Raw genomic sequence first — 21,557 nt, forward strand, 5'->3', positions numbered from 1 at the left:
GAGAAGGCCGCCCCAAAAAAGAAGCCCGCGGTCTTCTCGACCGCGGGCTCTGCATCTGTTGCACGGGCGCCGGCTCAGGCCTCGGGCGCCACCTGCCCCGGCGACGCAACCGCGTCGGCCTGGCCGGTTTCTTCCTTCTGGTGCCGCGCCGCGATGAACAGGTACATCGCCGGCACCACGAACAGCGTGAACAGCGTGCCGATCGACAGCCCGCTGAAGATCACGATGCCCATCGCCTTGCGGCCCGCCGCGCCCGCGCCCGAGGCGATCACCAGCGGCAGCACGCCGAACACCATGGCGGCCGTCGTCATCAGGATCGGGCGCAGCCGCGTGCCCGAGGCCTCGACGATGGCGTCGAGCTTGCTCAGGCCCTGCTTCTGCAGCCGGTTCGCCACCTCCACGATCAGGATGCCGTGCTTGCTGATGAGGCCCATCAGCGTGACCAGCCCGACCTGCGTGTAGATGTTCATCGAGGCGAAGCCCCAGAAGATGAAGATCATGGCGCCGAACAGCGCCAGCGGCACCGACACTAGGATCACGATCGGATCGCGGAAGCTCTCGAACTGCGCCGCCAGCGCGAGGAACACGATGATCAGCGCGAACACGAAGGTGATGGCGAAGTTGCCCGACTCCTGCACGAACTGGCGCGACTGGCCCGCGTAGTCGACCGTGTAGCCGCTGGGCGCGAGCTGCTGCACCACGCCGCGCAGGTACTCGAGCGTCTCGCCCTGCGTGCCGCTGGGCACGCCCTGGATGGTCACGGAGTTGAGCTGCTGGAAGTGGTTCACCGTCTGCGGCTGCACGCTGTACTTCAGGCTCGCGACCGTGCTGGCCGGCACCACGCCGTTGGGCGTCTTGATGTAGAAGTTCAGCACGTCCGAGGGGTTGAGCCGGTCCACCTGCTGCACCTGCGGGATCACCTTGTAGGAGCGGCCCGAGATCGAGAAGTAGTTGACGTAGCCGCCGCCGAGCGCGGCGCCCAGCGCGTTGCCCACGTCCTGCTGCGTGATGCCGAGCGAGGCGATCTTGTCGCGGTCGACCACCACGGTGGCCTGCGGCAGGTCGATCTTCAGGTCGGCGTCGATGTAGTAGAACTTTCCTTCGGCGCGCGCCTTGTCCATGATCTGCTGCGCGAGCGTGTTGAGGTTCTCGAACGGCTCGGTGGTCTTGATCACGAACTGCACCGGCAGCCCCGAGGCGCCCGGCAGCGCCGGGAACTGGAAGGCCACCACCTTGGCACCGGCGATGCCGTTCCAGCGCTGCTGCAGGTCGGCCTGGATCTCGTGCGCGCTGCGCGTGCGCTGGTCCCAGGGCTTGAGCAGCACGCCGGCGATGCCGGCATTGGTGCTCGGCACGCCGGTCAGCTGGAACAGCTGCGCGTACTCGGGCGTGTCGTGCGCGACCTTGAAGATCTGGTCGGCATAGGTCTGCATCTGCGTGATGGTGGCCGTGGGCGCGCCCACCACCTGCGACAGCACGATGCCCTGGTCCTCCTCGGGCGCCAGCTCGGACTTCGACATCTTGAACATCACGAACAAGAGGCCGATGAGGATCACCCCCATCACGATCATCACCGGCCAGGTGCGCAGCACGCCGCGCAGGATCAGCTCGTAGCGGTGGTGCACGCGCTCGAAGACGTGCTCGATCTTCGACGCGAACTTGCCGCTGTCCTGCTCGGGCTTGAAGATGCGCGAGCACATCATCGGCGACAGCGTCAGCGCGACCACGCCCGACACCACCACGGCGCCCGCGAGCGTGAACGCGAACTCGGTGAACAGCGAGCCGGTCAGCCCGCCCTGGAAGCCGATGGGCACGTACACCGCCACCAGCACCACGGTCATCGCGAGGATGGGCCCGCCGAGCTCGCGCGCCGCGAGCAGGGCCGCCTGCATCGGCGTCTTGCCCTCGCGCATGTGGCGGTCGACGTTTTCCACTACGATGATGGCGTCGTCCACCACCAGCCCGATCGCCAGCACCAACGCCAGCAAGGTGAGCAGGTTGATCGAGTAGCCCAGCGCCAGCATCACGAAGAAGGTGCCGATCAGCGACAGCGGCATCGCGATCACCGGCACCAGCACCGCGCGCAGGCTGCCCAGGAACAGATAGATCACCACCGTCACGATCAGCAGCGCCTCGACCAGCGTCTTGATCACCTCGCTGATCGAGGTGTTGATGAAGTCGGTGGAGTCGTAGACGATCTTGCCGGTCAGCCCGCTGGGCAGCTGGGCCTGCAGCTCGGGAAAGGTGGTGCGCACCTGCTTGGCCACGTCGAGGATGTTGGCCTCGGGCGCGACCTTGATGCCGATGAACACCGAGCGCACGCCGTTGAAGGCGACGTTGAAGTCGTAGTTCTCGGAACCCAGCGTCACGTTGGCCACGTCCTGCAGCCGCACGATGGCGCCGTTGCTGCTCTTGATGGACAGCTGCTTGAACTCGTCCACGCTGTGCAGCGAGGTGCCCGCGGTGAGCGGCACGCTCACCATCTGGCCCTTGCTCTGGCCGACGGCGGCGAGGTAGTTGTTGGCGGCCAGCGCGGCGCTCACGTCGGTCGCCGTCACGCCGTAGGCGGCCATCTTCTGCGCGTCGAGCCAGGCGCGCAGCGCGAAGGTGCGCGCGCCCAGGATCTCGGCGGTCTGCACGCCGGGAATGGCATTGAGCTTGGGCTGCACCACGCGCACCAGGAAGTCGGTGACGTTGTTGTTGGGCAGCGTGTCGCTGTAGAAGCCGATGTACATGGCATCGGTGGTCTGGCCGGTGGCCACCGTCAGCACCGGCTGCTGCGCCTGCGGCGGCAGCTGGTTGCGCACCGAGTTGACCTGGGTGTTGATCTCGGTCAGCGCGCGGTTCGAGTCGTAGTTCAGCCGCAGGGTGGCGGTGATGGTCGACACGCCCAGGCTGCTCGAGGACGACAGGTAGTCGATGCCCTGGGCCTGCGACACGGCGGCCTCGAGCGGCTGCGTGATGAAGCCCGCGACCGTGGCGGCGTCGGCACCGTAGTAGGCGGTGCTGATGGTGACCACACCGTTCTCGGTCTTCGGGTACTGGTTGACCGGCAGGCCGGCCAGCGCGCGCAGCCCCAGCACCACGATCAGCAGGCTCACCACCATCGCCAGCACGGGCCGGCGGATGAAGATGTCGGTGAAGTTCATGCGAGCGGCCTCACTTTTCCTGCGGCGTCGGGTTCGGGTTGTTGGTCGGCTGGACGCTGTTGTCGACCTTCACCGGCGTGCCGTTCTTCAGCTTGTTCTGCCCGCTGCTCACCACCACCTGGCCGGCCTCCAGGCCCTTGACGATGGCGATCTGGTCGCCGCGCGTCGGACCGGTCTCGACGAAGACCTGCTGCGCGACCAGCTGCTGTCCGCTCGGCGCATTGGCGTTGGCCGCCGGCGCGGCGCCCGATGCGCCAGCGGCGGGCGCGGTCGCGGCCTTGAAGGCATCGGCCGTCTTCACCACGAACACCGTCGAGCCGTAGGGGTTGTAGGTGACGGCGGTGGACGGCAGCGTGAGCTGTTCGCGCGCACCGCCGATGTCGATCTTCACGGTGGCGAACATGCCCGGCAGCAGTTGCTGCTTCGGGTTCGAGACGGTCGCCTGCACCTGCACGTTGCGCGTGGCGGCATCCACCTTGGGGCTGATCGCATTGATCCTGCCGCTGAAGGCCTGGCCGGCGAAGGCATCGACCGCGAGGTTCACCACCTGGCCGACCGCGAGGCCGGCGAGCTGCTGCTGCGGCAGCGTGAAGTCGACGTAGATCGGGTCCAACGTCTGCAGGGTGACCAGCTTATCGCCCGCGTTCACGTACTGGCCCGGGTTCAGCGTGGTGATGCCCAGGCGGCCCGCGAACGGCGCGCGGATCGACTTCTTCGCCACCACGGCGGCCTGCTGCTCGACCTGCGCGCGCTTGGCCTTGAGGTCGTTGGTGTCGGCATCGATCTGCGCCTGGCTCACGGCCTGCACCGCGAGCTGCGCCTGGTCGCGCTTGAGCACGGTGGCGGCCTGCGCGGCGGCGGCCTCGGCCGCATGCAGCTGGGCGATGTCGGAGTCGGCGTTGAGTTCGACCAGCAGCGCGCCGGCCTTCACGTCCTGTCCGGACTTGAAATGCACCTGGCGCACCAGGCCGGCCACCTCGGTGCCGAGGTCTGCGCCGCGCACCGGGTTCAGCGTGCCGACCGCGGAGAACTGCGACTGCCACTGCAGCTTCTGCACCTCGACCGTCGACACGGTCTGCGGGCCCGGCTTGGGCACGGCGGCAATCAACGCGCGGATCTGCAGGAACTTGCCGAGCGCCAGCGCGGCAACGACCAGCAGCACGCAGCCGATCATGATGATCATTCTCCGGGTCATGGGTAGGCTTCTCTTCGAGTCAAGGATGAGGGGGTGAGCTGCCGCGGCATGAGGTTGTCATGCCGCGGCGGGGTTCAGTTGCGCGCCGGGGCGGAAGTGGCATCGGCGGCATCGGCGGCCGGGGCGATGGTCGCGTCGGCGAGTTCGCCGCGGTTCCACCAGCCGCCGCCCAGCGCCTGGAACAGCGCGGCCGTGTCGGCATGGCGCGCGGCCTGGGCCTGCACCAGCGCGGTGTGCGTCTGCAGCCAGGCCTGCTGCGCGGTCAGCAGCTGCACGTAGCTGACGGCGCCGGCGCGGAACTGCGCCGTCGCCAGGTCGAGCGACTGCCTGGCGAGCGACTCGGCCGTGGCCTGGGTCTGCAGCGCGGTGGCGTCGATCTCGAGCGCGCGCAGCGCATCGGCCACGTTCTGGAAGGCACCGAGCACGGTGTCGCGGTACTGCGCCGCGGCCGCGTCGTAGGCCGCGACCGCCGCGCGCTTCTGCGCGCGCAGCGTGCCGCCGTCGAAGATCGGCTGCGTGAGCGCGGCGCCCACGCTCCAGAAGTCGGTGGCCGAGCGGAACAGCTCGCGCGAGCGCGTGGCGCTGCTGCCGTAGCTGCCGGTGAGGTTGAACTTGGGATAGAGGTTGGCGGTGGCCACGCCGATCTGCGCGCTGGCCGCGTGCAGCCGGGCCTCGCTGGCGCGCACGTCGGGCCGCTGGCGCGCGAGCTCGGAGGGCAGCGACAGGGGCAGCTCGGCCGGCAGGCTCAGGCTCGCGAGATCGAATTCGGGCAGGCCGGCCTCGCTCGGCAGGCGGCCCGCGTAGACGGCGAGCTGGTGGCGCGTCTGCGCGAGCGACTTCTCGATCGCGGGGATCGTGGCCAGGGTCTGCGCGAGCTGGGTGCGCTGCTGCAGCACGATCGATTTGGCGATCGCGCCGGTGTCGAACTGCTTTTCGATCACGTCGAGCTGCTGCTGCTGCGCCTGCAGCACCTCGCGCGTGGCCTGCAGCTGCGCGCGCAGCGCGGCTTCGCGGATCGCGGTGGTCACGAGGTTGCCGGTGAGGGTCAGGTAGACCGCCTCGACCTGGTAGCGCTGCGCCTCGAGCGTGGCCTGCGCGCCCTCGAGCGCGCGGCGGTTGCCGCCGAAGACGTCGAGCGCATAGCTGACGTTGACCTGGGCGTTGTAGAGCGTGAGCAGCTGGCCGCCCGGCACCTGCGTCGTCACCTGCGAGGCGCGCTCGCGGGTGCCGCCCAGCGAACCGTTGACCTGGGGCCACAGCAGGCTGCCCGACTGCGCCTCGTAGTTGGCCTGGGCCTCGCGCAAGGTGGCCTGGGCCGAGGCCAGCGTGGGGCTCTGCGCGAGCGCGTCGCGGATCAGGCGGTCGAGCGGTTCGGAACGGAACACGGCCCACCACTGCGCGGGAATGTCGCGGCCCGGCAGCAGCAGCTGCGACTGGCCGCCCGGCACCGGCGCCTGCGCGGTGCGCTCGGGCACCGGCGAGGGCGTGTAGTCGGCGCCCTGCGCGGCGGGCGGCAGGCCCGGGGTCTTGAAGTCGGGGCCGAGCGTGCAGGCGCTCAGCAGCAGGGCCGCTCCCAGGACGACGCCCTGGCGGGGCCAGCCCGCGCGCCCGAGCGCGGGGCCGGCCGGCGAGGCGTGGCGAGGGTCCTGCGCTGCTTTGTTGTCTTGGTTTTGCATTGGGCGAGGGTTGTACACCCGGAAGGTCACGAAAAGCTGACCTGAAAAGAAAGAAAGGCCGGCGGAAATCGGGGCCGGGCCGGGCCGGATTGTCTGGCCGCGCGTTACGCGAGCATTGCGCGCGCCGCCGGCCGTTCCGGTGAAAACCCTAGCTGCGCCGCCGCTCCGAATTTCGTACTCTGTATACAGAGTTCAGAAACGGAGTCCCGCCATGCCCGCCCAGCTCGTCAGCATCGAGGTCGCGCCCGACCTCGTCGACCAGGTGTACCGCGCCCTGCTCGGCGCGATCAGCAGCGGCGAGCTCGCGCCCGGCGAGCGGCTCACGCAGGAGGACATCGCGCAGCGGCTTTCGGTGTCGCGCCAGCCGGTGCTGCAGGCGCTGCGGCTGCTCAAGAAGGACGGCTTCGTGCACGACGCGCCGGGCCGCGGCGTGCTGGTGGCGCCGCTCGATCCCGACTGGATGCGCAAGGTCTACCAGGTGCGCGGCGCGCTCGACGTGCTGGCCGCGCGGCTCGCGGCCGCCGAGCGCTTTCGCATCGACCCCAAGCTGATGGAACGCGGACGCCGCGCCGCGCGCGGGCGCAACGTCGAAGCCATGATCGATGCCGACATGGCCTTCCACCAGGCCATCTACGCGGCCTCGGGCAATCCGCTGATCGCGCAGAGCGCCGACCAGCACTGGCGCCACCTGCGCCGCGCGATGGGCGCGGTGCTGCAGGCCGAGCCGCAGCGCGAGTCGCTGTGGGACGAACACGAGGCCATCGCGGCCGCCATCGCCGCGGGCGACGCCGGCGAGGCCGCGCGCCTGAGCGAGGAGCACGTGGCGCGGGCCAGCGAGGCGCTGGGCCGGCGGCTGGCCGAGCAGCTCGCGCGCGCAGCCTCACCCGCATCGGCCCCCTCTTCCCTTTCCCACCCCCGCACGACCCAAGGAGACACCGCATGAAGCTGACCCCCGAGCAACGCGCGCAGTTCGAGCGCGACGGCTACCTGTTCTTTCCCGGCCATTTCTCCCCCGAGGAGACCCGCGTGCTGACCGACGCGGTGCCCGAACTCTACGGCCGCCGCGAGGCCTTCAACGTGCGCGAGAAGGGATCGGATGCGGTGCGCACGAACTTCGCGGCCCACCTCTACAGCGAACCCTTCGCGAAGCTCGCGCGCCATCCGCGCATGGTGGGCCCGGTGCGCGACCTCTTCGAGGAGGAGGTCTACATGCACCAGTTCAAGATCAACGGCAAGATGGCCTTCGAGGGCGACGTCTGGCAATGGCACCAGGACTACGGCACCTGGCTCAACGACGACCTGATGCCGACCGAGCGCGCGATGAACGTCGCGATCTTTCTCGACGACGTGAACGAGCACAACGGCCCGCTGATGTTCATCCCGGGCAGCCACCGCAAGGGCGTGGTCGACGCGAAGCACGACCTCACGACCACCAGCTACCCGCTGTGGACGGTCGACAACGCGCTGATCCGCCAGCTGGTGGATCGCGCCGGCGGCAAGGACGGCGGCATCGTCTCGCCCAAGGGCCCGGCCGGCTCGATGATCCTGTTCCACAGCTGCCTGGTGCATGCCTCGGGCAGCAACCTGTCGCCGTTCAACCGCGTGGCGGTGTATCTGAGCCTGTGCGCGGTCAGCAACCACATCCGCCGCCACAAGCGCCCCGAGTACATCGCGCACCGCGACTTCGCGCCGATCGAAATGCTGCCCGACGACTGCCTGCTGCGGCCCTACCCGGTCGACCTGCCGTGGAAGAACGGCCTGCCCGAGAGCGCGCTGCGCACCTCGACCGAAACGCTCGAAGCCGTCGCCTGAGCCCGCCAGAAGAACCACCGAGACAAGACCCCTTCCATGAGCCTCCACCAGAAACTCCAGCAGCGCGCCGCCGAAGGCCGCCCGATCCGCATCGGCCTGATCGGCGCCGGCAAGTTCGGTTCGATGTACCTCGCGCAGATCCCGCGCACGCCGGGCGTGCAGCTGGTCGCGATCGCCGACCTCTCGCCCGCGGCCGCGCGCGTCAACCTCGAGCGCGTGGGCTGGGAGGCCGCGCGCGCCAACGCAACCTCGGTGCAGGAAGCGCTCAAGTCCGGCGCCACCTGGATCACCGAGGACTGGCAGGCCGTGACGCGCGAGCCGTCGATCGACATCGTGGTCGAGTGCACCGGCAACCCGGTGGCCGCGGTCGACCACTGCCTCGACGCCTTCGCGCATGGCAAGCACGTGGTCAACGTGACGGTCGAGGCCGATGCCTTCTGCGGCCCGCTGCTGGCGCGCCGCGCGCAGCAGGCCGGCGTGGTCTATTCGCTGGCCTTCGGCGACCAGCCCGCGCTGATCTGCGACCTGGTGGACTGGGCCCGCACCTGCGGCTTCCCGGTGGTGGCGGCCGGGCGCGGCCACAAGTGGCTGCCGCACTTCAGCGAATCCACGCCCGAAACCGTGTGGGGCAACTACGGCCTCACGCCCGAGCAGGCCCAGCGCGGCGGGCTCAACCCGAAGATGTTCAACAGCTTCCTCGACGGCTCCAAGCCCTCGATCGAGAGCTCGGCGGTGGCCAATGCCACCGGGCTGGGCGTGCCCTCCGACGGCCTGCTCTATCCGCCGGCCAGCGTGGAGGACATCCCGTTCGTGACCCGCCCGCGCAGCGAGGGCGGCGTGCTCGAGCGCAAGGGCATGGTCGAGGTGGTGTCCTCGCTCGAGGCCGACGGCCGCAGGATCCCCTACGACATCCGCATGGGCGTGTGGGTCACGGTCGAGGCCGAGACCGACTACATCAAGAACTGCTTCGAGGAATACAACGCCCACACCGACCCGAGCGGGCGCTACTTCACGCTCTACAAGCGCTGGCACCTGATCGGGCTCGAGGTCGGCCTGTCGGTCGCGAGCGTGGCGCTGCGCGGCGAGCCCACGGGCGTGGCCACCTGCTGGAACGCCGACGTGGTCGCCACCGCCAAGCGCGACCTCGCACCCGGCGAGCTGCTCGACGGCGAAGGCGGCTACACGGTCTGGGGCAAGCTGCTGCCGGCCGAGCGCTCGCTGCGCATCGGCGGCCTGCCGCTGGGCCTGGCGCACGGCATCAAGCTGGTGCGCCCGGTGCGCAAGGGCCAGAGCCTGACCTGGGCCGACGTGGCGATGGACACCGGCACCCACGCCTTCAAGCTGCGCAGCGAACTCGAAGCCATGTTCGCGCCGAAGGAACAGGCCCGGGCCGCGTAGGAGTGTCTCGGCGCGGCGGTGCGGGCTCGCCCCGCGCCGCACCGCGCCCGATCCTGAAAACGCGCGCGACCGGCATTGCGCTGCCGGCCGCGACGTCGAAGAATATGCAACTCGCTGTCGAAATGGCGGTCGGCCGGCCGTCATTGGTGTGAGCGCTCTTGCGGTCCGCTTTTCGTGACGGAGTTGCACCATGCAGTACATGCTTTTGTTCTACCAGGCGCCTGCCGAATTCGAGCGGCGCGACGATGCGTCCGCCCTGGGCGGTTGAAGCCGCCGGGGCACGCGCCATGAACGACACGGCCGCCCGCGAGGCCGCCGAGCGAGCGGCTCGCCAGTCCTATGGCCGGCTGCTCGCGATCCTCTCGGCACGCACGCACGACATCGCCGGCTCCGAGGACGCGTTGGCCCATGCCTTCGCGCGCGCGCTCGAGCGCTGGCCGTCCGATGGCGTGCCCGAGCGGCCCGACGCCTGGCTGCTGAGCGTCGCGCGCAACCGTCGCCTCGATGCATGGCGCCACACCCGCGTGCAGGACGACGCCACCCAGACCCTGCTGCTGCTGGCCGGCGAAATGGACACCGCCGAGGCCGAGGGCCATGCGGTGCCCGACGACCGGCTGCGCCTGTTCTTCGTCTGCGCCCATCCGGCCATCGATGCCTCCGCGCGCACGCCGCTGATGCTGCAGACCGTGCTGGGCCTCGACGCCGCGCGCATGGCCGGCGCCTTCCTCACCTCGCCCGCCACCCTGAGCCAGCGGCTGGTGCGCGCCAAGACGCGCATCCGCAACACGCGCATCCCCTTCGAATACCCGCAGCAGCGCGAGCTGCCGCAGCGGCTGCAGGACGTGCTCGACGGCATCTATGCCGCCTACGGCACCGGCTGGGACGATGTCGACGGCGCCGATGCGCGGCCCGACGGCCTCACCACCGAGGCCATCGACCTCGGCCGCATCCTCTGCGCGCTGATGCCCGAGGAGCCCGAGCCGCTGGGTCTGCTCGCGCTGATGCTGTTCTGCGAGAGCCGCGCCGAGGCGCGCCGCAGCGACACCGGCGCCTATGTGCCGCTCGACCAGCAGGACACCGCGCGCTGGGACCCCGACCTGCTCGCCGAGGCCGAGGCCTGCCTGCGCCGCGCCTCGGCCATGCAGCGTCTGGGCGCCTACCAGCTCGAGGCCGCGATCCAGTCGGCGCACTGCGAGCGCCGCGTCGGCGCGCCGGTGCCGCCCGAGGCGCTGGTGTCGCTGTACGAAGGCCTGCTCGCGCTGCGGCCCAGCATCGGCGCGCAGGTGAGCCTGGCCTGCGCGCTCGCCAACGCGCGCGGACCCGACGCGGGCCTGCGCACGCTCGATGCGATCCCGCCCGACGAGGTCGCGAACTACCAGCCCTTCTGGGCCGCGCGTGCGCACCTGCTGGCGGCCGGCGGCGCGCGGGCCGCGGCGCGCCAGGCCTACGAGCGCGCGATCGGCCTCGCGAGCAGCGCGGCGGTGCGCACCTACCTCGGGGTCATGATGCTGCGCCTGTGAGGCTCGGCGCGCTCAGCCCGCGTCGGGCCGGGCATTGAAGGTGCGCGGGAACAGCGCCGCCTGCGAACGGTCGCGCAGCCGGTAGCTCATCGCCGGGCGCCCCGGCCCGCCCGCGAGCATGCCGGCCTCCTCCATGAAGCCGCCGTCGAGCATGCGCTTGCGGAACGCGCTCTTGTCGACCGGACGCCCGAGCACGACCTCGTAGGTGTGCTGCAGCGCCGGCAGCGTGAACGGCTCCTTGAGCAGGAAGGCCGGCAGCGAGGTGTATTCGACCTTGCTGCGCAGCCGCGCCACCGCCGCCGCGAGCAGCTCGCCATGGTCGAAGGCCAGCCGCTTGCGCAGCGCCGCCTCGACCTCGAACCACGCCACCTCGGCCGCGTTGGCGCCGCCGCGCAGCTGCATCGCCTGCGCCGGGATCAGCGCATAGAAGCAATGCGTGGCCGACCAGCCGCGCGGATCGCGCTTCGCCCCACCCCAGCTGCCGAGCTGCTCGAGGTAGGGCGTGACCACGCCGGTCTTCTCGCGCAGCTTGCGCAGCGCGCAGTCCAGCAGCGTCGCGTCCTCATCGACGTTCACGAAGCCACCCGGCAGCGCCCAGCGCCCCGGATAGGGTTCGGCGCTGTCGGCGGGGCGGCGCACCAGCAGCACCTGCAGCGCGTCGTCGAGCACGGTGAACATCGCCACGTCGACGGTGACGAGGGGGCGGGGAAAGTCGAGCGACGGAAAGGTCGATGCGGAGGCGTTCACGAAGGACTTGACGAGCATTCGATTAGTTGTACTATACAACCCTTATTAGTTGTACAGAACAACTAACAATCAAGACCAACAGAACAACAAGAAGGAAAGACATGAACAGGGCACAACGCGCCAAGCTCGCGCACGAAACACTGGAGATCCTCGACCGCGGCGCCTACGCCACCGCGGAAGGCCGCACGATCAGCCTCGAGAAGGAGATCGCCGCCTGCCTCGCGCAAACGCGCTACTTCGACGAGGCGCAGGCCGGCGAGCTCGTGCGAAAGGTCGAACGCTCGACCACCGGGCCGCACCGCGCCACCATCGAGGTCGTCAACGAGACCACCCTGGCCGGCATCTCGCGCCTCTCGGCCACGGGCCGCCATCGCATCGGCGCACTGAACTTCGCCTCCGCGCGCCATCCCGGCGGCGGCTTTCTCGGCGGGAGCCTCGCGCAAGAGGAGTCGCTGGCCACCAGTTCGGCACTGTACGCATCGCTGCTGCGCGCACCGCAGTTCCACGAGGCGCATCGGGCGGCGCCTTCGCTGCTCTATTCGCACGCGATGGTCGTCTCGCCCGACTGCCCCGTCTTCCGCCACGACGACGGGAGCCTGATGGAGCGACCCGAGGCCGCCACCTTCATCACCTGCGCCGCGCCGAACGCGGGTGCCATCGCGCGCAACCAGCCCGACGCGCTGGCGCAGATTCCGCAGGTGCTCCAGGCACGCGTGGCGTGCGTGCTGGCGCTCGCCGCGCGGCAGGCGTGCGATGCGCTGGTGCTCGGTGCCTGGGGCTGCGGCGTCTTCCGCAACGATCCGCGGGTCGTCGCGCAGGCGTTCCGTCACCACCTGGGCGCCGACAGCCCGTGGGCGACGCGCTTCGAGCGGATCGTCTTCGCGGTGCTCGATACCTCTGCGCAGCAGGAGACCTTCACGGCGTTCCAAGACATCCTGGCCGCCTGATTCGCGCCCATGCCGGCGCTCCGATGAAAAGAAACACCATGACCCGCTCTCTTTCGACCCACACCCGCACCGCCCTGATCGAGCGCATCGCCCAAGGCTTCGAACCCCGCTACCTGCTGTTCTGGGGCCACCAGCCCGAGAAGGACTGCAGCGCCGGCAAGGGCTGCTTCAGCCAATGGTTCGAGGCGCCGTTCGAGATCGAGGGTGTGCGCTACGCCACGGCCGAGCACTTCATGATGGCCGGCAAGGCGCGGCTGTTCGGCGACGTCGAGGTGCTGGGCCAGGTGCTCGCCGCGCGCACGCCGGCCGAGGCCAAGAAGCTGGGCCGCGCGGTGCGCGGTTTCGACGACGCGGCCTGGACGAACGCGGCCTTCGACCTGGTCGTGCAGGGCAACCTCGCGAAGTTCTCGCAGCACGCGGCGATGGGCGAATTCCTGTTGCGCACGGGCGAGCAGGTGCTGGTGGAAGCCAGCCCCCACGACGCGATCTGGGGCATCGGCATGACCGCGAGCCATGCCGATGCGCGCGAGCCGGCGCGCTGGCGCGGCCAGAACCTGCTGGGCTTCGCGCTCATGGCCGTGCGCGACCGACTGCGGGCGGGCTGAAACCATGACGACCTCGATGGAAGACCGCTTCCGGGGCGCCCTGCTCGGCCTGGCTTGCGGCGACGCCGTCGGCACGCGCGTGGAGTTCAGCCCGCGCGGCAGCTTCGTGCCCGTCACCGGCATGCAGGGCGGCGGGCCCTTCGGCCTCGCGCCCGGCGAATGGACCGACGACACCTCGATGGCACTGTGCCTCGCGGCCAGCCTGATCCATTGCCGCGGCTTCGATGCCGTCGACCAGATGAACCGCTACTGCAACTGGCGCAGCGTGGGCTACATGAGCAGCAACGGGCGCTGCTTCGACATCGGCATCACGGTGTCGAACGCGCTGTCACGCTACCTGGCGAACGGCGATCCCTTCGCGGGCGATCCCGATCCGCGCACGGCCGGCAACGGCGCGCTGATGCGGCTCGCGCCGGTCGCGATGTTCGGCGTGGCCGATACGCCCGCGCTGCTGCGGCATGCCGCCGACAGCACGCGCACCACGCACGGCGCGGCCGAGGCCATCGCCTGCTCGCGCCTGTTCGCGCTGCAGCTGCAGGCCGCGCTGCGCGGCGAGGACAAGGCGTCGATCCTCGCGCCGCGCGACATCGGCGAAGCACCGAGCCCCGGCGTGGCCGCGCTCGCTGCCGGCCGCTGGCGCGACAAGCCGCGCGACGCGATCAAGGGCTCGGGCTATTGCGTGGAATCGCTCGAGGCGGCGCTGTGGTGCTTCGCGCAGGCCGACTCCTTCGAGGAGGCGATCCTCGCGGCCGCCAACCTCGGCGACGACGCCGACACCACGGCCGCGATCTGCGGCCAGCTCGCGGGCGCCTTCCATGGCGTGGCGGGCATTCCGGCGCCGTGGCTGGCCACGCTCACGATGCGCGACGAGATCGACGCGATGGCGCGCGGTCTGTTCGCGCTCGCCCATCCGGCCTGATCCTCTCGCTACTGCGCGTACGACAGCGGCAGCGCGGTCGTGAACTTGATCTCCTCCATCGCGAAGCTGGAGCTGACGTCGAACAGCTCGGTGTCGGCGATCAGCCGCTTGTAGACCTTGTCGTAGGCCGCGATGTCGGGCACCACCACGCGCAGCAGGTAGTCGATCTCGCCGCTCATGCGATAGAACTCGACGATCTCGGGGATCACGTCGACCACGGCCTTGAAGCGATCGAACCAGGCCTGCGTGTGGGTGCTGGTGCGCACAGCGACGAACACCGTCACGCCCACGTTGACCTTCTGCGGATCGACCAGCATCACGTTGCGCGTGATCACGCCGGCTTCCTTGAGCCGCTGGATGCGGCGCCAGCACGGCGTCTGCGACAGGCCGACCTCGCTCGCGAGCTCGGCGATCTGGCGCCCGGCATCGAGCTGCAGCAGCTCGAGAATCTTCCTGTCTATGGCGTCGAGTTTTATTTTTGCCATGAAAAATAGAATCTGATTCTCAAAATTCAGGGAAATCGAGTCTACAACGCAAGCTTTTTCCTGTCGCGGCTTCGCAGAATCGAGGCATGGATATCTACCTCGACGCCAACGCCACCACCCCCGTTCTGCCCCAGGCCCGCGAGGCCGCGCTGGCCGCCATGGCCGGCGATTTCGGCAACCCCAGCAGCATCCACAACACCGGCCTCAAGGCCCGGGCGCTGATGGACGCGGTGCGCGAGCGCGCGCGCCGCGCGATCGGCGCGCCGACGGGGCGGCTCTTGTTCCTCAGCGGCGCGACCGAGGGCATCCAGACCGCCGTGCTGTCGGCCCTGAACGCGCTGCGCGCGCGGCGCCGGGCCGGCGAGAGCGTGCCCGAGCTGCTGCTCTACGGCGCCACCGAGCACAAGGCCGTGCCCGAGGCGCTGCGCCACTGGAACGCGCTGCTGGGCCTCGACCTCGAGGTGCTGGCGATTCCGGTGGGCCGCAACGGCCGCCACGACCTCGACTGGCTGCGCGCGCACGCACCGCGCGCCGGCATGGTCTGCACCATGGCCGCCAACAACGAGACCGGCGTGGTCAGCGACCTCGACGGCATCGCGGCCGCGCTGGTCTGCAGCCCGGCGCTGTGGATGGTCGACAGCGTGCAGGCGCTCGGCAAGCTGCCGCTGCGCCTGGGCGAGCGGCCCATCGACTACGCGCCCTTCTCGGGCCACAAGCTCTATGCGCCCAAGGGCATCGGCCTGCTCTACGTGCGCGAGGGCGCGCCGTTCACGCCGCTGATGGCCGGCGGCGGCCAGGAGGATTCGCTGCGCTCGGGCACCGAGAACATGTCGGGCATCGCCGCGCTCGGCGCGGTGCTGGCGGCGCTGGAGGAAGGCTTCACCTTCCGCCGCGCCGACGCGCTCGCGGCCTGCCGCGACCGCCTGGCGGCCGCGCTGGCCGAGGCCTTCCCGGGCCTGGTCTTCAACGCGCCGAGCGCGCTCAGCCTGCCGACCACGCTGAACTTCTCGGTGCCGGGCCTGAGCTCCAAGCTGCTGCTGGACCTGTTCGACGCGGCCGACATGCGCGTGAGCGGCGGCTCGGCCTGCGGCGCCGCCAAGGCGCGGCCCAGCTACGTGCTCGAGGCGATGGGGCTGCCCGCCTGGCAGACCGCGTCGGCGGTGCGGCTGTCCTTCGGCCCGGCCAGCGACGACGCCTTCATCGACGAGGCCTGCGCGCGCATCCGCGCCTGCGGCGAGTCGCTGCGCCGGAGCTGCCTGGGCCCGGTGCCGCAGAACGAGGCGCAGCCACCCGAGCGCCTCACCCGCTTCGTGGTCGACGGCGCCTGCTGCTACCTGCTGGCCGATGCCGAGAGCCGGCGCTGCGTGGTCATCGATCCGCTGCCCGAACTGAATGCGCAACTGACCCAGTGGCTGGGCTGCCATGGCTACACGCTGGCGGCCGTGCTCGACACCCACAGCCACGGCGACCATGCCTCCTCAGGGCCCGAACTGCGCGCCGCCGTGCCGGCGCGGCAGCTGGAGCCGGGCGCGGTGGATGCGCTCGGCTGGCCCGAGGGCGCGACCCAGATCGCGCTCGGTGCCCTGCGCCTCACGCGGCTGGCCGTGCCGGGCCACACCGCCGACTCCACCGTGTATTTGCTGCGCGATGCCAAGGGGCTGCGCCTGGCCTTCGTCGGCGACACCGTGATGCCCGGCGCGCTGGGCCGCGGCGATTTCGCGCAGAGCCGGCCGCTGGCCTTCGGCCCGTCGCTGCTGAAGCTGCAGCGCGCCCTCAAGCCCGACACGCTGCTGCTGCCGGGCCACGACTACGACGACCGCTTCGCGAGCACACTGGCCACCGAGCGCATGGCCCAGCCGCTGCTCGACGACGTGCTCGACGGCCGCCTCGACGCGCAGGGCTTCGCGAGCGCGAAGGCGGCGCTCGAGCGCGACCTCGGGCTCACCGAATACCGGACCATGGCCTGCGGCGCGCGGGTCGACCGCTGCGCCGGCAGCGGCACGCCCGAGCTGTCGCCCGAGGCCTCTGCCGCGCTGCTGCGCCAGCACCCGGGCCTGCTGCTGGTCGACGTGCGCGAGCCCTACGAGCAACGGCTCGGCCAGCCCGGCGTGCTCGACGCCGCGCGGCGCGAGGCCGTGCCGCTCTCGCGGCTGCTCAACGCCCTGCCCGACTGGCTCGCGCTGCCGGGCGAGACGCCGATCCTGTTCTTCTGCCGCAGCGGCAACCGCAGCGCGCAGGCGGCACGCGCGCTGCGCCGCCTCGGCCATGCGCAGGCCTGGAGCCTCGCGGGCGGTCTCGCGCTGTGGCCGCGCCATGCCGCGGACGAAGCGGGCACCTTGCACGAAGCGGTGCACTGATGCGCACGCGGCCCGGGAACCTTCGCCGCGCGCCCGAACCGCACTGACGCCAACAACGATGTCAGGGACCGTCTCGATGAACCTCCGCCGCCGCCTTCTGCTCTCCACCTGCGCCTGGGGCGCCACCGCCACCCTGGCCCATGCCCAGGTCCGGCGCGACGACGTCGCGGGCCGCTTCAAGAAGATCGAGGGCTTCGACTTCGACAAGCTGCCGTTCCAGGACGCGATCACGCTGGTCCATGGCAACGGCAAGCGCCGCATCGCGGTGTTCTCCGATCCGCGCTGCGGCCACTGCCAGCGCGTCGACAAGGACCTGAAGGCGATCGGCAACGTCACGGTCCATGTCTTCCTCTATCCGGTGCTCGGCGAGGAATCGGTGGCCAAGGCGCGCAACATCCTGTGCAGTGCCCGACCGGCCATGAACTGGGAGCAATGGATCGAGAAGGGCATCGACCCCGGCGCGCCCGCGGGCCGCTGCGATGCGTCGGCGCTGCAGCGCAACGCAGCGCTCGGCAAGCGCTACGACGTGAGCGGCACGCCCACGCTGATCTTCGGCGACGGCACGCGCGTGCCGGGCGCGATACGGGCGGCGTGGATCGAGCAGCTGCTCGACGCCGCCGAGCGTCGCTAATCCACCAGCGCGCTTTCGCGCACCCTGCGCCCGACCACCTGCGCGCCGCCCTGCGACAGCGTCACGCCCACCACCTGCCCGCCCTCGCGCTGGAACACGATCTGCGCGCCGATCTCGCCGACCGTGAAGCGGTCGGTGCCGATCGGCTTGAGCGGGTTGTAGCCACGGCCGCTCTCGCGCACCAGCAGGCGGCCGCCGCGCACGGTGAAGTCGAGCGACTTGGATTTCGTGACGCGGTACTCGCCGCGGTACTCGGCCAGCTTGTCGGCATCGACCGGCACCTCGACCGTGGGCGCGGGATAGCGGCTCTTGCCGATCGCCAGCATCACGCGCTGCAGCGGCGCGCGCGTGTTGCTGCTCAAGAGGATCATGGCCTCGCCGGTGTCGGGCGCGAGCAGCCACAGGGTGCGGTAGCCCTCGGTGACGCCCGCGTGGTAGTAGGTGCGACGGCCGCCCTCGGCGCCGCGCACCATCACCGCATAGCCGATCTCGGCGCCCTCGTAGCTGGCCAGCGGCGTGAGCAGCCGCACCGCGGCCGGCCCGAACGGACCGCTGGCCCCGGCGAGGATGGCGCGGCTGAAGACCATCATGTCGGCCGCGGTCGAACGCAGCGCGGCGATCGGCGCATAGGCCTTCATGTCGAGCAGCGACTGGCGCCGGTCGCCCGCGAAGGCCGGCGCCATGCGCGAGGCCTTGTCGCCGAGCAGGATCACGGTGTCGTTCATGCCCAGCGGCTCGGTGATGCGCGCGCGCACCAGCTCGCTCCAGGTGGTGTGGTAGCGGTCGGCCACCAGCAGGCCGACCAGCGCCATGCCGTAGTTGCTGTACGCGCCCGCGCACGGCGGTGCGGCGCCCAGCAGCTTGATGCGCGGCAGCGCGTCGTAGAGCTCCTGGCGCTCGAAGGCGCGCATCTGAGAGGCCAGCGCCGGGCCGCCGGTCACGCCGTCGGCCATCACCGGCATGCAGCCGGTGTGGGTCACCAGCTGCCGCAGCGTGACCGAGGCCACCGCCGGCGACAGCGGCGCCTTGATCTTGCCGGCCATCAGCTGGCCCAGGTTGTCGTCGAGCTTGAGGTCGCCGCGCTCCACTGCCTGCGCGAGCAGCAGACCCGTGAAGACCTTGGTGACCGAGCCGATCTCGAACATCGGCTGTTCGGCGCTCTCGGAAGACAGCGCGCGCGGCGGCGTCGGCGGCTCGGGGTTGTAGGCCGCGCCGTAGCTGGCCTTGCCGCCGCGCAGCAGGCCCACCACCACGGTGCCGCGCTCGGTGTCGAGCGCGGTGCGTGCGATCAGGGCCGGGTCGCTCGCGAGCGAGAGCGCGGCGCCGGGCGGCGACTGCGCGTTGGCGGGGCCGGCCAGCAGCAGCGCCAGCGCCGAGGCCATGGACAGCAGCGCCAGGCGCCGGAGCGAGGCATGGGGGCCGCGGGAGAGAAGCCGCATCGTCGATTCCTCGGGCAGGGACAGGTGCCGCATGGTGCCACGGCGCGCGGGCCACAATCGCCCCATGCGTGCATTGCTCACCACCTTCTCCTGGCAGGAACTGCGCCACCACCCCTGGCGCAACGCGGCGGCGGTGCTGGCCGTGATGCTGGGCGTGGCGCTCGCGTTCTCGGTGCAGCTCATCAACGCCTCGGCGCTCGACGAGTTCTCGAGCGCGGTGCGCTCGGTCAACGGCCAGCCCGACCTCGAGCTGCGCGCGCCGCAGGGCAGCTTCGACGAGGCGGTGTTCGAGACACTGGCGCGCCAGCCGCAGGTGACGCTCGCGAGCCCGGTGCTCGAGTTCCAGGCGCTCGCGCTGGTCGCTCCGACGCTCGGCGGCGAGGAGCGGCAGGTGCCGCTGCGCGCGATCGGCGTCGACGCGCTCGCGCTGCCCGCGATCGCGCCGGCGCTGATGCCGCAGCCCGATGCGGGCGCCGAACGCTTCGCGCTGTTCGCGCCGGACCTGGTGTTCCTCAACGCCGCGGCGCGCAGCGCGCTCGGCCTGCCCGCGCAGGCGCCGGCCGGTGCCGAGGAGACCGTGCGGCTGCGCAGCGGCGCCGACTGGCGGCGGTTGCGCGTGGCCGGCCATGTGGCGGCCGGCGGCGGCGCGATCGCGGTGATGGACATCGCCACCGCGCAGGAACGCTTCGGCCGCCTCGGCCAGCTCAGTCGCATCGACCTGCGGCTGGCCGCGGGCACCGACCGCGCGGCCTTCATCGCGGCGCTGCAGGCCACGCCCGGCTGGCCCGCCGGCCTGCAGTTCGCCGAGCCCGGCGACTCGGCCGAGCGCGTCAGCAACCTCTCGCGCGCCTACCGCGTCAACCTCACGGTGCTGGCGCTGGTGGCGCTGTTCACCGGGGCCTTCCTGGTGTTCTCGGTGCTCGCGCTCAGCGTCGCCAAGCGCGCGCAGCAGTTCGCGCTGCTCGGCGTGCTGGGCCTCACGCCGCGCCAGCGGCTGCGGCTGGTGCTGGCCGAATCGCTGGTGCTCGGGCTGATCGGCAGCGCGGCCGGGCTCGCGCTCGGCACCGCGCTGGCCGACGTCGCGCTGCGCGTGCTCGGCGGCGACCTCGGCGGCGGCTACTTCGAAGGCGTGGCACCCACGCTGCACTGGAGCGGCGCCTCGGCCCTGCTCTACGGCGCGCTCGGCGTGGCGGCCGCGCTGGTGGGCGGCTGGTGGCCGGCGCGCGCGGCGCAGGCGCTGCCCGAGGCGCAGACGCTCAAGGGCCTGGGCGCGCCGCCCGCGCAGGGCCGCAGCCACTGGCTGGCGCTGGGCCTGATCGCGCTGGGCGTGGCGCTCGCCAACCTGCCCGCGATCCGCGGCGTGCCGGTGGCGGCCTACCTGTCGGTGGCCTGCCTGCTGGTCGGCGGCATCACCGCGCTGCCGTGGCTGATCGCGCTGCTCTACGACCGCATCGCGCCGTTGCTGTCGCGCCGCGTGCTGCCGATGCTCGCGATCGAGCGCGCGCGCCGCATGCGCGGCACCGCGGCGGTGGCGGTCAGCGGCGTGGTCGCGAGCCTGAGCCTCGCGGTCGCGCTCACGGTGATGGTCGCGAGCTTCCGCGACTCGGTCACGCAGTGGCTCGACATCGTGCTGCCGGCCGACCTCTACGTGCGCGCCACCTCGAGCGGGCGCGGCGGCAACAGCGGCGCCGAGAGCAGCACCGACACCGCGACCTTCGCGCCCGACTTCGTGCAGGCGCTGTCGCGGCTGCCCGGCGTGGCGCGCAGCGGCACGCTGCGCACGCGCTCGCTGCAGCTCGACACGGCGCAGCCCGCGGTGACCCTGATCTCGCGCCACCTCGAAGGCGGCGTGGCGCAGGCGCTGCCGCTGGTGGGGCGCGCGCTGCCGGTGCCCGAAGGGCAGATCGGCATCTACGTGAGCGAGCCGATGGTCGAGCTCTACGGGGCGAAGCCCGGCAGCGTCTTCGCGCCGCTGTCGCACGCGCTGACGCCCGCCGCCGGCGGCGCGCCCGCCCGCTTCTTCGTCGCCGGCGTGTGGCGCGACTATGCGCGGCAGTTCGGCGCCATCGCGATCGAGGCGCGCGACTTCGAGCGCCTGACGGGCGAGCGCGACGTCAGCGACATCGCGCTGTGGCTCGCGCCTGGCGCCGTGGAGGGCACGGTGCAGGAAGCGGTGCGCGCGCTGGCCGCGCAACGCGCCGGCACCGAGATCGAGATCGCCTCGGTGGGCCAGATCCGCGCGGTCTCGCTGCGCATCTTCGACCGCAGCTTCGCCGTCACCTACTGGCTGCAGGCGGTGGCGATCGCGATCGGGCTGTTCGGCATCGCCGCGAGCTTCAGCGCGCAGGTGCTCGCGCGGCGCAAGGAGTTCGGCCTGCTCGCGCACCTGGGCTTCACGCGTGCGCAGGTGCTCGCGGTGGTGGCCGGCGAAGGCGCCGCCTGGACCGCCATCGGCGCGGTGGCCGGACTGGGCCTGGGCCTCGCGGTGTCGGTGGTGCTGGTGAAGGTGGTCAATCCGCAGAGCTTCCACTGGACCATGGACCTGCTGCTGCCCTGGGGCCGCCTGCTCGCGCTGTGCGCGGCCGTGGTGGCCGCGGGCACCGTCACGGCGTGGATGGCGGGGCGGGCCGCTGCCGGCAGGGATGCGGTGCTGGCGGTGAAGGAAGACTGGTAGGCG

At 71.2% G+C, this 21,557-nt stretch carries 16 protein-coding genes; 10 read left to right on the forward strand and 6 right to left on the reverse strand.

The annotated features are described in order from the left end of the window. Positions 1–74: 74 nt before the first annotated feature. From INQ48_21145 to INQ48_21155, 3 genes are all read right to left on the reverse strand, one after another. Positions 75–3,149 (reverse strand): efflux RND transporter permease subunit, encoded by a 3,075-nt coding sequence (locus tag INQ48_21145; GenBank protein QRF55872.1) that lies wholly within the window; start codon positions 3,147–3,149, stop codon positions 75–77. 10 nt (positions 3,150–3,159) lie between these two features. Further along, positions 3,160–4,332 (reverse strand): efflux RND transporter periplasmic adaptor subunit, encoded by a 1,173-nt coding sequence (locus tag INQ48_21150; protein ID QRF60829.1) that lies wholly within the window; start codon positions 4,330–4,332, stop codon positions 3,160–3,162. A gap of 86 nt (positions 4,333–4,418) precedes the next feature. Then, positions 4,419–6,020: an efflux transporter outer membrane subunit gene (locus tag INQ48_21155; protein ID QRF55873.1), complete on the reverse strand. Its 1,602-nt coding sequence runs from the start codon at positions 6,018–6,020 to the stop codon at positions 4,419–4,421. A 211-nt stretch (positions 6,021–6,231) separates the two neighbouring features. On the opposite strand from INQ48_21155, the gene INQ48_21160 reads away from it, so the two are divergent. The 4 genes from INQ48_21160 (at position 6,232) to INQ48_21175 (ending at position 10,750) form a co-directional block, all read left to right on the forward strand. Continuing rightward, positions 6,232–6,963: a GntR family transcriptional regulator gene (locus INQ48_21160; protein QRF55874.1), complete on the forward strand. Its 732-nt coding sequence runs from the start codon at positions 6,232–6,234 to the stop codon at positions 6,961–6,963. Next, positions 6,960–7,832 carry a phytanoyl-CoA dioxygenase family protein gene (locus tag INQ48_21165; protein ID QRF55875.1) on the forward strand — a complete coding sequence of 291 codons (873 nt, stop codon included), beginning with the start codon at positions 6,960–6,962 and terminating at the stop codon, positions 7,830–7,832. The genes INQ48_21160 and INQ48_21165 overlap by 4 nt, the downstream gene beginning before the upstream one ends. A 36-nt stretch (positions 7,833–7,868) precedes the next feature. Next, positions 7,869–9,230 carry a Gfo/Idh/MocA family oxidoreductase gene (locus tag INQ48_21170; protein QRF55876.1) on the forward strand — a complete coding sequence of 454 codons (1,362 nt, stop codon included), beginning with the start codon at positions 7,869–7,871 and terminating at the stop codon, positions 9,228–9,230. Between the two features lie 287 nt (positions 9,231–9,517). Beyond that, the gene (locus INQ48_21175; GenBank protein QRF55877.1) at positions 9,518–10,750 is read left to right on the forward strand and encodes an RNA polymerase subunit sigma-70; all 1,233 of its coding nucleotides are present in this window, start codon (positions 9,518–9,520) and stop codon (positions 10,748–10,750) included. A gap of 12 nt (positions 10,751–10,762) precedes the next feature. Here INQ48_21175 and INQ48_21180 read toward each other — a convergent pair whose 3' ends face one another. Continuing rightward, positions 10,763–11,515, reverse strand: a complete 753-nt coding sequence (locus tag INQ48_21180; GenBank protein ID QRF55878.1) for an NUDIX hydrolase — start codon at positions 11,513–11,515, stop codon at positions 10,763–10,765. An 83-nt stretch (positions 11,516–11,598) separates the two neighbouring features. Here INQ48_21180 and INQ48_21185 point away from each other — a divergent pair, with 83 nt between their 5' ends. Genes INQ48_21185 through INQ48_21195 form a run of 3 tightly spaced genes read left to right on the forward strand, consistent with a single transcriptional unit; the run spans position 11,599 to position 13,968 of the window. Continuing rightward, positions 11,599–12,444: a TIGR02452 family protein gene (locus INQ48_21185; protein QRF55879.1), complete on the forward strand. Its 846-nt coding sequence runs from the start codon at positions 11,599–11,601 to the stop codon at positions 12,442–12,444. A 38-nt stretch (positions 12,445–12,482) separates the two neighbouring features. Next, complete coding sequence (locus tag INQ48_21190; protein QRF55880.1) at positions 12,483–13,049, forward strand: NADAR family protein; 567 nt, start codon at positions 12,483–12,485, stop codon at positions 13,047–13,049. Between the two features lie 4 nt (positions 13,050–13,053). Beyond that, on the forward strand, positions 13,054–13,968 hold the full coding sequence (locus INQ48_21195) for an ADP-ribosylglycohydrolase family protein (protein QRF55881.1): 915 nt from the start codon (positions 13,054–13,056) through the stop codon (positions 13,966–13,968). Positions 13,969–13,976: 8 nt separating this feature from the next. Here the strand turns inward: INQ48_21195 and INQ48_21200 are convergent, their stop codons facing one another. Continuing rightward, positions 13,977–14,453, reverse strand: coding sequence for an Lrp/AsnC family transcriptional regulator (locus INQ48_21200; GenBank protein ID QRF55882.1), 477 nt, complete (start codon positions 14,451–14,453; stop codon positions 13,977–13,979). A gap of 86 nt (positions 14,454–14,539) precedes the next feature. On the opposite strand from INQ48_21200, the gene INQ48_21205 reads away from it, so the two are divergent. Together INQ48_21205 and INQ48_21210 are read left to right on the forward strand one after the other, a co-directional pair. Then, positions 14,540–16,810: an aminotransferase class V-fold PLP-dependent enzyme gene (locus tag INQ48_21205; GenBank protein QRF55883.1), complete on the forward strand. Its 2,271-nt coding sequence runs from the start codon at positions 14,540–14,542 to the stop codon at positions 16,808–16,810. 76 nt (positions 16,811–16,886) lie between these two features. Beyond that, positions 16,887–17,441 (forward strand): DsbC family protein, encoded by a 555-nt coding sequence (locus INQ48_21210; GenBank protein ID QRF55884.1) that lies wholly within the window; start codon positions 16,887–16,889, stop codon positions 17,439–17,441. Here the strand turns inward: INQ48_21210 and INQ48_21215 are convergent. Further along, entirely contained in the window at positions 17,438–18,880 is a 1,443-nt protein-coding gene (locus tag INQ48_21215; GenBank protein ID QRF55885.1) for a serine hydrolase, read from the reverse strand. The genes INQ48_21210 and INQ48_21215 overlap by 4 nt on opposite strands. Positions 18,881–18,944: 64 nt before the next feature. Between INQ48_21215 and INQ48_21220 the strand changes: the two genes are divergently transcribed. Continuing rightward, on the forward strand, positions 18,945–21,554 hold the full coding sequence (locus INQ48_21220; GenBank protein ID QRF55886.1) for an ABC transporter permease: 2,610 nt from the start codon (positions 18,945–18,947) through the stop codon (positions 21,552–21,554). Positions 21,555–21,557 lie beyond the last annotated feature (3 nt).

It is taken from the genome of Variovorax paradoxus (assembly GCA_016806145.1).
Lineage (GTDB): Bacteria > Pseudomonadota > Gammaproteobacteria > Burkholderiales > Burkholderiaceae_C > Variovorax.